10 protein-coding genes, 3 tRNA genes and 1 pseudogene are annotated in these 14,127 nt (G+C 65.1%); 10 read left to right on the plus strand and 4 right to left on the minus strand.

Annotated elements, in window-relative coordinates; genetic code table 11:
• Positions 1-172 precede the first annotated feature (172 nt).
• The 5 genes from ACPT9U_RS10240 to ACPT9U_RS10260 are packed head-to-tail and all read left to right on the plus strand — an operon-like array spanning position 173 to position 7,711.
• A complete protein-coding gene (locus ACPT9U_RS10240) occupies positions 173-3,952 on the plus strand; it encodes a nitrate reductase subunit alpha (protein ID WP_435750843.1) in 3,780 nt (1,259 codons plus the stop codon).
• 28 nt (positions 3,953-3,980) lie between these two features.
• Entirely contained in the window at positions 3,981-5,510 is a 1,530-nt protein-coding gene (narH, locus tag ACPT9U_RS10245) for a nitrate reductase subunit beta (protein ID WP_435750844.1), read from the plus strand.
• Complete coding sequence (gene narJ / locus ACPT9U_RS10250; RefSeq protein ID WP_435750845.1) at positions 5,507-6,193, plus strand: nitrate reductase molybdenum cofactor assembly chaperone; 687 nt, start codon at positions 5,507-5,509, stop codon at positions 6,191-6,193. Before narH ends, narJ begins: the two co-directional genes overlap by 4 nt.
• Positions 6,190-6,912: a respiratory nitrate reductase subunit gamma gene (gene narI / locus ACPT9U_RS10255; RefSeq protein WP_435750846.1), complete on the plus strand. Its 723-nt coding sequence runs from the start codon at positions 6,190-6,192 to the stop codon at positions 6,910-6,912. Before narJ ends, narI begins: the two co-directional genes overlap by 4 nt.
• A 10-nt stretch (positions 6,913-6,922) precedes the next feature.
• The gene (locus ACPT9U_RS10260; protein ID WP_435750847.1) at positions 6,923-7,711 is read left to right on the plus strand and encodes a peptidylprolyl isomerase; all 789 of its coding nucleotides are present in this window, start codon (positions 6,923-6,925) and stop codon (positions 7,709-7,711) included.
• A 96-nt stretch (positions 7,712-7,807) separates the two neighbouring features.
• Here ACPT9U_RS10260 and ACPT9U_RS10265 read toward each other — a convergent pair whose 3' ends face one another.
• Positions 7,808-8,269 (minus strand): PaaI family thioesterase, encoded by a 462-nt coding sequence (locus ACPT9U_RS10265; RefSeq protein ID WP_418362576.1) that lies wholly within the window; start codon positions 8,267-8,269, stop codon positions 7,808-7,810.
• Between the two features lie 127 nt (positions 8,270-8,396).
• Positions 8,397-10,052, minus strand: coding sequence for a glucose-6-phosphate isomerase (gene pgi / locus ACPT9U_RS10270; RefSeq protein WP_435750848.1), 1,656 nt, complete (start codon positions 10,050-10,052; stop codon positions 8,397-8,399).
• Positions 10,053-10,266: 214 nt separating this feature from the next.
• On the opposite strand from pgi, the gene pgsA reads away from it, so the two are divergent.
• The 5 genes from pgsA (at position 10,267) to ACPT9U_RS10295 (ending at position 12,598) form a co-directional block, all read left to right on the plus strand.
• Positions 10,267-10,836, plus strand: coding sequence for a CDP-diacylglycerol--glycerol-3-phosphate 3-phosphatidyltransferase (gene pgsA / locus ACPT9U_RS10275; protein ID WP_418362578.1), 570 nt, complete (start codon positions 10,267-10,269; stop codon positions 10,834-10,836).
• 148 nt (positions 10,837-10,984) lie between these two features.
• A tRNA-Gly gene (locus tag ACPT9U_RS10280) sits at positions 10,985-11,060 on the plus strand.
• Positions 11,061-11,133: 73 nt separating this feature from the next.
• Positions 11,134-11,207 (plus strand) — tRNA-Cys (locus tag ACPT9U_RS10285).
• A gap of 69 nt (positions 11,208-11,276) precedes the next feature.
• Positions 11,277-11,352 (plus strand) — tRNA-Gly (locus ACPT9U_RS10290).
• A gap of 61 nt (positions 11,353-11,413) precedes the next feature.
• A complete protein-coding gene (locus ACPT9U_RS10295; RefSeq protein WP_435750849.1) occupies positions 11,414-12,598 on the plus strand; it encodes an alkaline phosphatase family protein in 1,185 nt (394 codons plus the stop codon).
• A gap of 432 nt (positions 12,599-13,030) precedes the next feature.
• On the opposite strand, the pseudogene ACPT9U_RS10300 reads toward ACPT9U_RS10295, so the two are convergent.
• Positions 13,031-13,462: pseudogene (locus ACPT9U_RS10300) on the minus strand (ISAs1 family transposase); the annotation flags it as partial.
• A gap of 34 nt (positions 13,463-13,496) precedes the next feature.
• Complete coding sequence (locus ACPT9U_RS10305; RefSeq protein ID WP_435750850.1) at positions 13,497-14,048, minus strand: hypothetical protein; 552 nt, start codon at positions 14,046-14,048, stop codon at positions 13,497-13,499.
• Positions 14,049-14,127: the final 79 nt, after the last annotated feature.

Here is a 14,127-nt window from a genome sequence, read left to right on the forward strand (position 1 = left end):
CTCGCCCGAGAACGCGATGTATGGCTTCGCGGTGTTCTACGCCATCTGCGTGGTCATCAACTGGTGGTTCTACCTGCGCAAGGACGCGTATATCAAGAATCCTTAAGGAACAAATCCGTAGTTTGGACTTCGTACAGCAACCGATTTTCTGCACCAGGAAAGGAGCGGCAAGATGAGTCACTTCCTCGATCGACTGAAGTACTTCACGAACCCCAAAGAAGCCTTCTCGGGCGACCATGGCCTCGTCACCGGCGAGGACCGCACTTGGGAAGATGCCTACCGCAACCGCTGGGCGCACGACAAGATCGTGCGCAGCACGCACGGCGCAAACTGCACGGGCTCCTGTTCGTGGAAGATCTACGTCAAGGGCGGGATCGTCACTTGGGAAACCCAGCAGACCGACTATCCGCGTACGCGCCCGGACATGCCCAACCACGAGCCGCGGGGTTGCCAGCGTGGCGCGTCGGCGAGTTGGTACCTGTATTCGGCCAACCGGGTGAAGTACCCGATGGTGCGCAACCGCCTGGTGCAGATGTGGCGCGATGCGCGCCGCACGATGGACCCGGTCGAAGCCTGGGAGAGCATCGTCACCGACGAAGCCAAGCGCCGCGACTACCAGAAGGTGCGCGGCATGGGTGGTCTGGTACGTTCCACCTGGGACGAGGTGAACGAGATCATCGCTGCGGCCAACGTCTACACCATCAAGAAGCATGGCCCCGACCGTATCTACGGTTTCTCGCCGATCCCGGCGATGTCGATGGTGTCGTATGCCGCGGGCTCGCGTTACCTCAATCTGATCGGTGGCGTGCCCGGCAGCTTCTACGACTGGTACTGTGACCTGCCGCCGGCCTCGCCGCAGGTGTGGGGCGAGCAGACCGACGTGTGTGAATCGGCCGAATGGTTCAACTCGAACTACATCATGGCCTGGGGTTCGAACATCCCGCAGACGCGTACTCCGGACGCCCACTTCTTCACCGAGGCGCGCTACCGCGGCACCAAGACGGTGGCGGTCACACCCGACTATTCCGAAGTGGCCAAACTGTGCGACGAGTGGATGCACCCGAAGCAGGGCACCGATTCGGCGCTCGCGATGGCGATGGGTCACGTGATCCTGCGTGAGTTCCACTTCGGCGAGAGCCGGTCGGAATACTTCGACGACTACTGCCGCAAGTACACCGACCTGCCCATGCTGGTCCGTCTCGACGAGCGCGAGATCGAAGGCGGACGCAAGGTGCTGGCCGCTGGCCGCTACCTGCGTACCAGCGACTTCGAGGACCGCCTCGGCCAGGAGAACAACGCCGAGTGGAAGATGGTCGCCCTGGAGGAGGACGGCAAGATCGCCGTGCCGAATGGCTCGGGCGGTTTCCGCTGGGGCGAGCAGGGCGACATGGTCGGCAAATGGAACCTCGAGCAGCGCGACGCGCGTGACGGCAGCGAGTTCAAGCTCGCGCTCACCCTCATGGACATGCAGGACGGCGTGGCCGATGTCGGCTTCCCGTACTTCGGCGGCGTGCCGGCCGATTACCATCCGGGCAACGTGCAGGACGACGTCCTGGTGCGCAAGGTGCCGTATCGCACCATGCGCCTGGTGAACGAGAAGGGCGAGGCGGAGGAGGTGAAGGTCGCCTCGGTATACGACCTGATGGCTGCGCACTACGGCATCGATCGCGGCCTGGGCGAGGAGCCCAACCCCTGCGCGAAGAGCTACGACGACAACGTGCCTTACACGCCTGCCTGGCAGCAGCCGATCACCGGTGTGCCAGCCGAGACCGTGGTTCGCATCGCCCGCGAGTTCGCGCTCAACGCCGATCGCACACATGGCACCTCGATGGTCATCCTCGGCGCTGGCCTGAACCACTGGTACCACATGGACATGCATTACCGCGCCATCATGAACATGCTCATGATGTGCGGCTGCATCGGCGTGCCTGGTGGCGGCTGGGCACACTATGTGGGTCAGGAGAAGCTGCGTCCGCAGACGGGCTGGACCGCGCTCGCCTTCGCGCTGGACTGGGGCCGTCCGCCGCGCCAGATGAACTCGACCAGCTTCTTCTACGCCCAGACCGACCAGTGGCGCTACGAGAAGCTCGGGGTGGACGAGATCCTCTCGCCGCTCGCCGACAAGGCGGCGTTCGGTGGCAGCATGATCGACTACAACGTGCGCGCCGAACGCATGGGCTGGCTACCGAGCGCCCCGCAGCTCCGCACGAACCCGCTGCAGATCGCCCGCGACGCCAAGGCCGCCGGCATGGAAGCCAAGGACTACGTCGCCAAAGGCCTCAAGGATGGCACGCTGCAGATGAGCTGCGAGGATCCGGACCATCCGGACAACTGGCCGCGCAACATGTTCGTGTGGCGCTCGAACCTGCTCGGCTCTTCGGGCAAGGGTTCGGAGTACTTCCTCAAGCACCTGCTGGGTGCGCAGAACGGCGTGATCGAGACCGAACTCGGTCCCAACGACGCACGTCCGCACGAGGTCGTTTGGCACAACAAGGCGCCCGAGGGCAAGCTCGACCTGCTGGTGACACTCGACTTCCGCATGAGCACGACCTGCCTGTACTCGGACATCGTGCTACCGGCGGCAACCTGGTACGAGAAGAACGACCTCAACACCACCGACATGCACCCATTCATCCACCCGCTCTCGGCGGCCGTGGATCCGGCCTGGGAAGCGCGGACCGACTGGGAAATCTTCAAGGGCTTCGCGAAGAAGTTCTCCGAGGTATGCGTCGGACATCTGGGGGTTGAGGAGGACGTGATCCTCACGCCGATGATGCATGACAGCCCGGAGGAACTCGGCCAGGCGACCGATGTGCGTGACTGGAAGCGTGGCGAGATCGACGTGATTCCGGGCAAGACCGCACCACGCGTCAGCGTGGTGGCGCACGACTACCCGAACACCTACAACCGCTTCACCTCCCTCGGTCCGTTGATGGACAAGGTGGGCAACGGTGGCAAGGGCATCGCCTGGAACACCGAGGACGAGGTCAAGCTGCTCGCTGCGCTCAACGGCACCGTGCCCGAGGGCGAACCGATGGCGGAGCGTCCGCGCATCATGAGCGACATCGATGCGTGCGAGACCATCCTGATGCTCGCGCCCGAGACCAATGGTCACGTGGCGGTCAAGGCGTGGAAAGCGCTGTCGAAAATCACCGGTCGCGACCACACGCACCTGGCAATCCCGAAAGAGCACGAGAAGATCCGCTTCCGCGATGTGCAGGCCCAGCCGCGCAAGATCATCACCTCGCCCACCTGGTCGGGCATCGAGGCGGATGAGGTCTGCTACAACGCCGGATATACCAACGTGCACGAGCTGATCCCATGGCGCACGCTGACCGGTCGCCAGCAGTTCTACCAGGATCACCAGTGGATGCTGGCCTTCGGCGAAGGCTTTGCGAGCTATCGCCCGCCGGTCAACCTCAAGGCGGTCAAGCCGGTGCTCGGCAAGTACAGCAACGGCAACAAGGAGATCGTGCTCAACTGGATCACTCCGCACCAGAAGTGGGGCTTCCACAGCACCTACACCGAGAACCTGATCCTGCTCACGCTGAGCCGGGGCGGTCCCTGCGTGTGGATCTCCGAGGACGACGCCAGGGTCGCCGGCATCGAGGACAACGACTGGATCGAGGTCTTCAACGCCAACGGCGCGATCGCTGCGCGTGCGGTGGTGAGCCAGCGGGTGAACCCGGGCATGGCGCTGATGTACCACGCGCAGGAGCGCATCGTGAATACGCCGGCCTCCGAGGTCACGCATGCGCGCGGCGGCATCCATAACGCGGTGACCCGCATCGTCACCAAGCCGACCCACATGATCGGCGGCTATGTCCAGCAGGCGTACGGCTTCAACTACTACGGAACCGTGGGTGCCAACCGTGACGAGTTCTGCGTGGTCCGCAAGATGAGCAAGGTTGACTGGATGGACGGCGAAGCCGCCGCCACGACGTCGCGTTGAGCCGAATCCGACTGATTGGAGAGAAACGATGAAAGTACGCGCACAAATCGGCATGGTGCTCAACCTCGACAAGTGCATCGGCTGCCATACCTGCTCCGTGACCTGCAAGCAGGTCTGGACCAACCGTCAGGGTATGGAATACGCCTGGTTCAACAACGTCGAGAGCAAGCCCGGCATCGGTTATCCCAAGGAGTGGGAGAACCAGGACAAGTGGGATGGCGGCTGGGTGCGTCGCTCGGACGGCAAGATCGAGCCGCGCCAGGGCGGCAAGTGGAAGATCCTGATGCGGATCTTCGCCAACCCGGGCCTGCCGACCATCGATGACTACTACGAGCCCTTCACCTTCGACTATCAGCACCTGCACACCGCGCCGGAGCTGCCCGCCGCGCCGGTTGCACGGCCGCGCAGCCTGATCACCGGCGACCGCATGGAGAAGATCGAGTGGGGCCCGAACTGGGAAGAGATTCTCGGGGGCGAGTTCGCCAAGCGCTCGAAGGACAAGAACTTCGACCAGATCCAGAAGGACATGTACGGTCAGTTCGAGAACACCTTCATGATGTACCTGCCGCGCCTGTGCGAGCACTGCCTGAATCCCGCCTGCGTGGCGAGCTGCCCCTCCGGCTCGATCTACAAGCGCGAGGAAGACGGCATCGTGCTGATCGACCAGGACAAGTGCCGCGGCTGGCGCATGTGCGTGTCGGCCTGCCCGTACAAGAAGATCTATTACAACTGGAAGAGCGGCAAGGCCGAGAAGTGCATCTTCTGCTATCCGCGCATCGAGGCGGGCCAGCCGACGGTGTGTTCCGAGACCTGTGTGGGCCGTATCCGCTACCTCGGCGTGCTGCTCTACGACGCCGACCGCATCGAGGCCGCCGCCAGCGTGCAGCACGACCGTGACCTGTACAAGGCACAGCTCGACATCTTCCTCGATCCGAACGATCCGAAGGTCATCGCGCAGGCGCGTGCCGACGGCGTGCCCGACGCCTGGCTCGAAGCCGCGCGCAAGAGCCCGGTGTACAAGATGGCGGTCGAGTGGAAGGTCGCGCTGCCGCTGCACCCGGAATACCGCACGCTGCCGATGGTCTGGTACGTACCGCCGCTGTCGCCGATCACCACCGCCGCCAACGCCGGCCAGATCGAGAGCAAGGGCGAGCTACCCGACGTCAAGCAACTGCGTATCCCGGTCAAGTACCTTGCGAACCTGCTGACCGCGGGTGACACCGAACCGGTCGTGACCGCACTCGAGCGCATGCTCGCGATGCGCACCTACCAGCGTGCCAAGCACGTCGAGCGCCGCAAGGACGCGAGCGCGCTGGAGCAGGTGGGCATGAGCGTAGCCGCTGCCGAGGAGATGTACCGCGTAATGGGCATCGCCAACTACGAGGATCGCTTCGTGATCCCGACCACCCACCGCGAGTACGCCGAGAACGCCTTCGACGTGCGCGGCAGCTGTGGCTTCAGTTTCGGCAACGGGTGCTCGGACGGCATGGGCGAGACGAGCCTCTTCGGCGCGCCCAAGAAGCGCACCATCCCGATCAAGCTGGGGGAACGCGCATGAGCACGCGAAACGCAAGCCTATCGCTGCGTGTGCTCGCCCGGCTGCTCGACTATCCGACCGACGACCTGCGGAGCAACCTCTCCGAGCTCAGGGCGGCCCTTGACGAGGAGGGTGCCTTGAGCGCAGGGCGTCGCGCCGAGCTCGGCCGACTCATGGACGAGATCCGGCGCAAGGATCAGCTTGACGTGGAGGCCAGCTATGTCGACCTGTTCGACCGCGGCCGCGCCACCTCGCTGCATCTGTTCGAGCATGTACACGGTGACTCGCGCGAGCGCGGCCAGGCGATGGTCGATCTCCAGCAGACCTACGCGCAAGGCGGGCTGTACTTTGCCGACCGCGAACTGCCCGACTACCTGCCGGCGGTGCTGGAATTCGCATCGACGCAGCCGCCCGAGCAGGCGCGCGCCTTCCTCGGCGAGATCGCCCACATCATCAACGCACTGTTCGCTGCGCTGGAAAAACGGCGCAGCCACTACGCGGCGGCGATGGGGGGCTTGCTCGATCTTGCCGGTGAAAAGGCGACGCCGCTCGTGCTGCCGCAGGAGCCCACGCTCGACGAGGCCTGGGTCGAGCCCGACCCCTTCGGTGGTTGTTCCATCGACGGTCAGTCCAAGCCGGACCAGCCCCAGCCCATTCATTTCGTGCGCCACAGCGCGTCCCTGACATCCGGAGCCGCAAAATGAACGCCCTCGACAACTTCCTCTTCGGGATCTACCCCTACATCTGCCTCGCGGTATTCTTCCTCGGCAGCCTGATCCGCTTCGATCGTGACCAGTACACCTGGAAAAGCGATTCGTCGCAGCTCCTGCAACCGGGGCAGCTGAGGCTCGGCAGCAACCTGTTCCACGCCGGCATCCTGTTCCTGTTCTTCGGGCACTTCATCGGCATCCTCACGCCGCATGCGGTGTATGAGCCCTTCATCAGCGCCGGGGCCAAGCAGGTCCTCGCGATGGTGAGCGGCGGCATCGCTGGCCTCGCCGGTATCGTCGGCCTGACCATCCTGCTGCGTCGTCGCATGACCGAGCCGCGCATCCGCAAGAACTCGAAGACCAGCGACATCGTCATCCTGTTCATGCTGTGGGCGCAGTTCGCGCTCGGCCTGCTCACCGTCCCGCTGTCGGCGCAGCACCTCGACGGCAGCATGATGATGAAGCTCGCCGAGTGGGGTCAGCGCATCGTCACCTTCCGTGGCGGCGCGGTCGAGATGCTCGAAGGCGTGGGCTTCATCTTCAAGATGCACCTGTTCCTGGGCATGACGATCTTCCTCGTGTTCCCCTTCACTCGCCTCGTGCACATCTGGAGCGGTTTCGCCGCGCTCGCCTACGCGGCGCGTCCGTTCCAGCTCGTGCGTAGCCGCAGGCTGAACCTGCCGGCCAGCAACAACGAAGCCGGTCGTCCGTGAGGGCATGGTGATGGATGAGCGAAGCATTATTGCGATGCCGGTGGCCCGCGTGAATGGGATCGCACTGCATGTCGAGGGCGAGCAACTGCCCGCCGAAGCGCTGCGCCAGCGCGCCTGCACCGAGTTGCTGCGCCAGGCGGCGCAGCGCGAGGGCTTGCTGGGCGCCGAGGACACGCCCAGCAGCGATGGCGTGATCAGCGAGGCGGCAGCGAAGGCGATCGAGGACTTGCTGGAGCGTGAGGTCAAGCTCCCGGAGCCCTCGGACGAGGCGCTGCGGCGCCACTTCGAGGCACACAAGGCGCGTTTCGCGAGCGGGGAGAAGGCGCACCTGCGCCACATCCTGTTCGCGGTTACGCCGGGTGTCGATGTCGCCGCCCTGCGCGAGCGGGCCGAGCATGTCCTGCTCGACGTGCGTTGCCACGACGACAAGGAAGAGGGCGGTTTTGCCGCGCGCGCGCGCGAGTTCTCCAATTGCCCCAGCGGTGCGCAGGGCGGGGATCTGGGCGTGCTCACCGAGACCGACTGCGCGCCCGAGTTCGCGCGCGAGGTCTTCGGTCACGCCGAGGTGGGCGTGCTGCCGCGCCTGGTGCACAGCCGCTTCGGGCTTCACGTGGTCGAGGTGCTCGAGCGCACGCCCGGCGTGGTGCCGAGCTTCGAGGCGGTCAGGGGCGCGGTGCTGCAGTCCATGCACCAGACCAGCTATGTGACCGCCTTGCGCCAGTACCTGCGCCTGCTGGCCGGCCAGGCCGAGGTCGTCGGGGTGGATCTGGAAGCCGCGGAGACGCCGCTCGTGCAGTGATCACGCCACCGCGCGGACGCGCCCACGGCGGGCGCAATCGAAAAGGGGCATGACGCGGCTGTTGCGCGCCATGCCCCTTTTGCCTTGGCCGTGTCCTCAGGCCTTGAAGGTATCGGGCATCTGCACCGCGACGACCTCGCCGCGCGCCGTCATCACGTCGCCGGCCCACACTTCGGCTTCGACGACCACCTTGCGGCCCTTGATCTCCTTGACGCGGCCGCGCAGCACCAGTTCCGGCCCCATCGGCGTGGGCTTGAGAAAGTCGACGTGCAGCGATCCGGTCACGAAGCGGAAGGGCGGTTCGCTGTCCATCTCGCGGTTCTCGGCGCGGTAGGCAGCGGCGGCGGCAGTGCCGGTGCTGTGACAGTCGATCAGCGAGGCAATCAGGCCGCCGTAGACGAAGCCGGGAATTGCGGTGTGCTCGGGCCTCGGGTGGAAGCGGGTGACGGTTTCGTCGCCTTCCCAGAACGTCTTGATCTGGTGGCCGTGTTCATTGAGGCGGCCGCAGCCATAACAGTGGGCGACGTTCTCGGGGTAGTAGTCCTGGAATGCGTGCACGGGCTTGCTCCTTCAAGGGTCAGAATCGTGCGTGCATCTTAGGCCGGCTGCAGAGGCATTCCCATTGCGCGTTCCGACATCGATCGTGCAAATTGCGCCAGCTTGATGCTTGGTGCGAAAGCACCGTCTATCGGGAAGGGTGGCTCCGGTACAGCCCGATCAGGGCAAGCGTGCTGCTGTCGTGCTGGTCCGTTCGCGGCGGCGCCGTGGCGGGGTCGAGCTCGGCGAGTACGCGGGCAGCCAGTTGCTTGCCCAACTCGACGCCCCATTGGTCGAAACTGTTGATGCCCCAGATCACGCCCTGAACGAAGCAGCGGTGCTCGTAGGCGGCGAGCAGGGCACCCAGCGTGCGGGCGTCCAGCCGGTCGAGCAGCAAGGTGTTGCTCGGGCGGTTGCCAGGAAAGCTGCGGTGTGGAACCAGCGCGTCGATCCGCGCTGCGGAAAGGCCGGCAGCTTGCATCTCCGCGCGAGCCTCGGCGTGGGTGCGGCCGCGCATCAGGGCTTCGGACTGTGCGACCATGTTCGCGAAGGCGATCCGATGCAGGGCCGGATCCTCTTCGCCGGGCTCAAGGACGCCGATGAAATCGACCGCGACCGTCTGCGTGCCCTGGTGCAGCAGCTGGAAATAGGCGTGTTGGCCGTTGATGCCCTGCTCGCCCCACACGACCGGACTCGTGGGGTAATCCACCGCGGTACCGTTTTCCCGGACCGACTTCCCGTTCGATTCCATCTCGAGCTGCTGAAGCCATGCTGGCAGCCGGTGCAGGCGCTGGTGATAGGGTGCGATCAACTGGCTGGGCACCTCGAGGAAGCTGGCGTTCCAGATGCCCGTCAGGGCCATCAGCACGGGCAGGTTGCGGGTGAACGGCGTGCTGCGGAAGTGCTCGTCCATCGCCCGTGCGCCGGCGAGCAGGGCATCGAAGCGCGCCGGGCCGAGGGCGAGCAGGATGGACAGCCCGACGGCACTCCACAATGAGAAGCGTCCGCCCACCCATTCCCAGAAGCCGAACATGTTTTCCGGGTCGATGCCGAAGGCCTGCACAGCCTGCGCGTTGGTCGACACGGCCACGAAATGGTGCGCAACGGCGTCCGCGGCGCCCGCCTGCGCAAGCAGCCATGCGCGTGCCGCGCGGGCGTTGGCGAGCGTCTCCTGGGTCGTGAAGGTTTTGGACACGACCACGAACAGCGTCGTCGCAGGCGTGCAGCCTGCGAGCACATCGCCGAGCTGGACGCCGTCGACGTTGGAGACGAAATGCACGCGCGGCCCTGCTCTCCCACGTTCGCGCAGCGCCTCGCACACCATCGCGGGGCCGAGGTCCGAGCCGCCGATTCCGATGTTCACCACGTCGGTAATGGGACGGCCGTCATATCCGCGCCAGTGCTCCCCGCGCACGCGGCGCGCGAAGTCATCCATGCGTGCACGCACGCCGGAAACCTCGGCGGCGACATCTGTGCCGTCCGCCATCCAGCGGGCGTGGGGTTCGCTGCGCAAGGCGACATGCAGGACGGCGCGGTCTTCCGTTCCGTTGATGTGCTGCCCCGAGAACATGGCCTCGATGCGCTCGCCCAGCCCGGAAGCCTCGGCAAGCGCCCCGAGCAGCGCCAGCTCCTTGTCACGCAGCAGGTTCTTGGAGAAGTCCAGGGTGAGGCCGCAGGCCGATACCCGCATGCACCGACCGCGATCAGGCGCTTGCTCGAACAGGTCGCGCAGGGTGTGTGTGGCGAGCTCGCGCCGGCAGTCGCGCAGGGCCTGCCAGATCCGGTTGTGCTGCGGGGCGTGCATGAGGGGACGGGGTGCGAGGGAGCGGAGAGCGGGCAGGCCGCGGATGGAGAATGCCGATGGGGCGAAAGCGGCGATCTTACCGGCCCCGCCGGGTGTTGTGTGCACCGCCTGCACCGCCGTCACAGCTCGGTACAGCGGCCGAAACGGCGCGCATGCCGCCCCAAGGCCTGCGCTATACTCGCGCTTCGAGCAATCATGCGAGATGCACGCAGGCATGCCGCAAAACATCCCCAATGCGCTGACCTGGGCGCGCATCGTTCTGATCCCCATCTTCGTCGGCCTGTTTTACCTGCCGGACGCGCTGATGCCGGTCGCGAGCAAGAATCTGATCGCAACCATTCTCTTCGTCGTCGCTGCGATCACGGACTGGTTCGACGGCTACCTCGCGCGTGCGCTGGGGCAGACCTCTGCATTCGGTGCCTTCCTCGATCCGGTTGCAGACAAGCTCATGGTGGCCGCGGCGTTGATCCTGCTCGTGCAGCTCGGGCGGGCAGACGCGCTGATCGCGGTGGTCATCATCGGGCGCGAGATCACGATTTCGGCTTTGCGTGAGTGGATGGCCCGGGTGGGGCAGTCGGCAAGCGTGGCGGTTGCCTACGTCGGCAAGCTCAAGACCGCGGCGCAGATGGTGGCGATTCCGATGCTGCTGTTCAATGCATCGCTCTTCGGTGTCGATGTGCGCGCGATCGGAAATGTGCTGATCTATGTCGCCGCCGCGCTCACGCTGTGGTCCATGGGCTACTATCTGCAGCGGGCAATGCCCTTGCTGCGCGAGAAGGAGTGAGATCCAGGGGTCGGGTGGCCACGATTGTGGTGTGCACCGTGGTTTCGAGGCAGGCGGCTCCGTGCGCAGCTTCAAGAAGTCGGGGTCAAAAGTTGGCGCTAAAAGTTGACGTCCTGAAAAAACTGCCTATAATGGCGGTCTTTCCCGGGCGGGAATAGCTCAGTTGGTAGAGCGCAACCTTGCCAAGGTTGAGGTCGCGAGTTCGAGACTCGTTTCCCGCTCCAAAGAATTCGAAAGGTCAGGCTTGGGCCTGGCCCGGAGGCTCCGGAGCCCGGGGCAGCCGGCCGAAACGGTCGTGGCGCGATGGCAGAGTGGTTATGCAGCGGCCTGCAAAGCCGTGTACCCCGGTTCGATTCCGAGTCGCGCCTCCAGTAGTTGAAGCAGTTTGCAGTATTGCGTCAGGGTGCTCGAGTCGATATACTTCGCGCCCTGTCGTCAAAGCGGGAATAGCTCAGTTGGTAGAGCGCAACCTTGCCAAGGTTGAGGTCGCGAGTTCGAGACTCGTTTCCCGCTCCAGATTACGAAGCCGGATGAATGCTCAGCGTTCATCCGGCTTCTGCTTTTGAGCGCCGCTTCCATGCAGACGCCTTCCATTCCCTTCCCGCTTCCGGCTGAAACCGTGCTGCCCGATTACGGTGCGGGCGGCATTTTTGGGTTCGCGCGGGGGTTGCGCAACTGGTTGCACGACCGGGATGCCGCTTGGCCTGCCGGTGGGGTTCCATCCAGCAGCGGCACCCTCGTGGTTGTACTCGTCATCGATGGCCTGGGCGACCGCTTCCTGTGTAGCGAAGGCGTCGGCTCCGCGCTGCATTCTGCACGGCAGGGGGCGCTCACATCGGTTTGCCCGAGCACGACGGCGAGCGCCGTGACGACATTGCTCACCGGCGTGGCGCCTGCCGAGCACGGTCTGAACGGCTGGTTCATCCACGACCGGCGCTTTGGCGGTGTGATTGCACCGCTACCGCTGGTACGGCGTGATGGAGAGGCGGTGGAGGCGTTTCGCCTGCTGCCTCGCCTGTGCCCGGTGCCGCCGATGTTCTTCCATGCTTGTCGGCCGGTGAACCTGATCTCCCCGGTCGAAATCGCGGGCTCGCGCTTCACCCGTCATCATGCGCGGGGGGCACATGTCGAGCCCTACGATGGTTTGGCGGATCTTGGCGCAGCAATCGTCGACATGGCGGACGCCCTCGCTGGCAGCGGGGGGCTCATTCATGCCTACTACCCTGGATTCGATGCCGTGAGCCATGTGCATGGCTGCCGTTCGCCCGAGGCGCTCGCGGAATTCTGGCGGGTCGATGCGATGTATTCCGCGCTCGTGCGCAGTCTTGCCGGGCGGGGCGTACATCTGGTGGCCACGGCCGACCACGGCTTCATCGACGCACCGCCCGAGCGCCGCATCGACATCGCACCGGAGGGCAGCTTGGCGCAGATGCTGGCGGCACCCTTGTTCGGTGAGCGTCGGCTTGCGCTCTGCTGCGTCCGCGAGGGCGCATGGGGTGAATTCGAGGCTTGGGCGGCCGAGGCGCTCGCAGGCCGGGCGGTGGCGGTCTGCGCGGCGGACTTCCTGGCGGCGGGGCTGCTTGGGCCGGGTAGGGCGCATCCGCGCCTCGCCGAGCGTGCGGGCAGTCATGTGCTGCTGATGGAGCCCGGCTGGACGATTGTCGATCACGTGTCTGGCGAGCGCGTCCATGACATGGTCGGCGTGCACGGCGGACTCAGCGCGGACGAAATGCTGGTGCCGCTGATCACGACGTACTGCTGAAGCCGCCTCGTCCTGCGCTCATGACGCGGTTGCGGCGACCGCAAGGGCCCGTAGATCAATGAACGACTCGGCTTGCCTTTATTTCCTTTCAGCTTGCTCGACGTTTTCCGGCGCGTTCGGGAGGATGGCAGCGCACATGGGCCGGTGCGGCGCCAGCGCTGCTTGGCGTTGTTCGGTGTCCCGCGAGCGCTCACCGTGGACGCTGCCGCGGTGGCCGCGCTCGGCGATCCTCAATCCTTGAACATTGCGCGGAGTTGCTCCACGTTTCGATGCCAATCGCCCAGTGCATCCGGATCATCGACGAGGTCGACGATCGTACGCCTGGCTTGGATGGGCTGCTGTTCCTGTGCGACATGCGGTGCGGGTGGATTGCCGGACACGCTCGGAACAGTGCCCGTGGCCTTCGGGTTCATCGTGGAAGTGGTCCAGACGGGATGGGTTGGCGGTGTCGGTCTTGTCCGCACGAATCAGGTTCACCACGATCTTCTTGAGCAGCGAGAGGTTCTGCGGCGCGTTGTCCTTGCGGATCATGCAGTCGTCTTCACTGAAGCAGACGTCGAGCATCCAGTGCAGGCGATTCTCGATGGCCCAGTGCGCGCGCACGGTCTTGGCCAGTTCTTTAGCGGTGAGTTTGCGCGAGCTGATGTAGTAACGCTCTTCGAGCTCAGCGGCCCTGTCGCCGACCACGCGTTGCGAGATGACGCAGCCGACCGTCTTCACATCGCCTCTGGCACTTTCCCATAGTTGCCTTCGCCATTGGCTGCTCTTTCCAGTCGATCCGCGGTGTATTTCTCGCCTCCCAATCTTGCCTGCTCTTTCGACAACGTAGGCGAGCCCGCCCCCTCGGTCGTCTTGACTTCCCAGACCTTGACCTCGCCAGTCTGGCTGTTGCGCCCGATCAGATTAGCGACTCGCCGCACTTGCCTTTCTCGACCGTGTTCTTCGGCTTCCCCTTGTCCTTCCCGCCGCCGCTACCCCGGGCCTTCTTCGCCCCCGTCTCGGAAGTCTGCTGGGCGGCTTCCTTGCCCGCGGTCTGCGCAACTTCCCTGCCGGCTGTCTTTCCCGCCGCCTCGATGGCGGCCCCGGCGGCCTTCCTGCCGAGCTTGGCCCCCGTGGCGGCCATGCCGGCGCCGGGGATCATCGCCGCGGCACTGATGGCCGCGTTGACAGTATCACCCTCTGCAAGATCGATCAGCGCATTGGCCCCGTCGGCGATCTCGCCCAGGCCGGGGATGAGGCCCACGACATCGAGGCCGGTGTGCGCCGCTTCGCCCCACTTGCCCCACCAGCTCTTCTCCTTGGGCGTGGGGGTGATCGGCGGCGCGCTGTTGCCGTGGGGGTTGGGCACGGTCTGCGGGACGATGATCCCCTGCGTGTTGCCGATCGGCCCTGGCTTGGGCGGGTTGTTGGGCTTGACCTGGGCGGAGACGGTCGAACGCGGGGCGCTCATGGCTCTTTCCAGTCCATCCACGCGGCCTGGCCTGTGTGCATGATCTTGACGAAGTCAGAAAAATTCTTGTCGTGCCGCG

The sequence above is a fragment of the Thauera sp. AutoDN2 genome, from assembly GCF_051280715.1.
Classification (GTDB): Bacteria; Pseudomonadota; Gammaproteobacteria; order Burkholderiales; family Rhodocyclaceae; genus Thauera.

Bases quoted from the DNA above. Each gene is read 5' to 3' on its own strand.
- narH (WP_435750844.1), top strand. From the start codon at position 3,981: ATGAAAGTACGCGCACAAATCGGCATGGTGCTCAACCTCGACAAGTGC.
- pgi (WP_435750848.1), bottom strand. From the start codon at position 10,052: ATGCACGCCCCGCAGCACAACCGGATCTGGCAGGCCCTGCGCGACTGC.
- narI (WP_435750846.1), top strand. From the start codon at position 6,190: ATGAACGCCCTCGACAACTTCCTCTTCGGGATCTACCCCTACATCTGC.
- pgsA (WP_418362578.1), top strand. From the start codon at position 10,267: ATGCCGCAAAACATCCCCAATGCGCTGACCTGGGCGCGCATCGTTCTG.
- narJ (WP_435750845.1), top strand. From the start codon at position 5,507: ATGAGCACGCGAAACGCAAGCCTATCGCTGCGTGTGCTCGCCCGGCTG.
- ACPT9U_RS10295 (WP_435750849.1), top strand. From the start codon at position 11,414: ATGCAGACGCCTTCCATTCCCTTCCCGCTTCCGGCTGAAACCGTGCTG.
- ACPT9U_RS10260 (WP_435750847.1), top strand. From the start codon at position 6,923: ATGGATGAGCGAAGCATTATTGCGATGCCGGTGGCCCGCGTGAATGGG.
- ACPT9U_RS10240 (WP_435750843.1), top strand. From the start codon at position 173: ATGAGTCACTTCCTCGATCGACTGAAGTACTTCACGAACCCCAAAGAA.
- ACPT9U_RS10305 (WP_435750850.1), bottom strand. From the start codon at position 14,048: ATGAGCGCCCCGCGTTCGACCGTCTCCGCCCAGGTCAAGCCCAACAAC.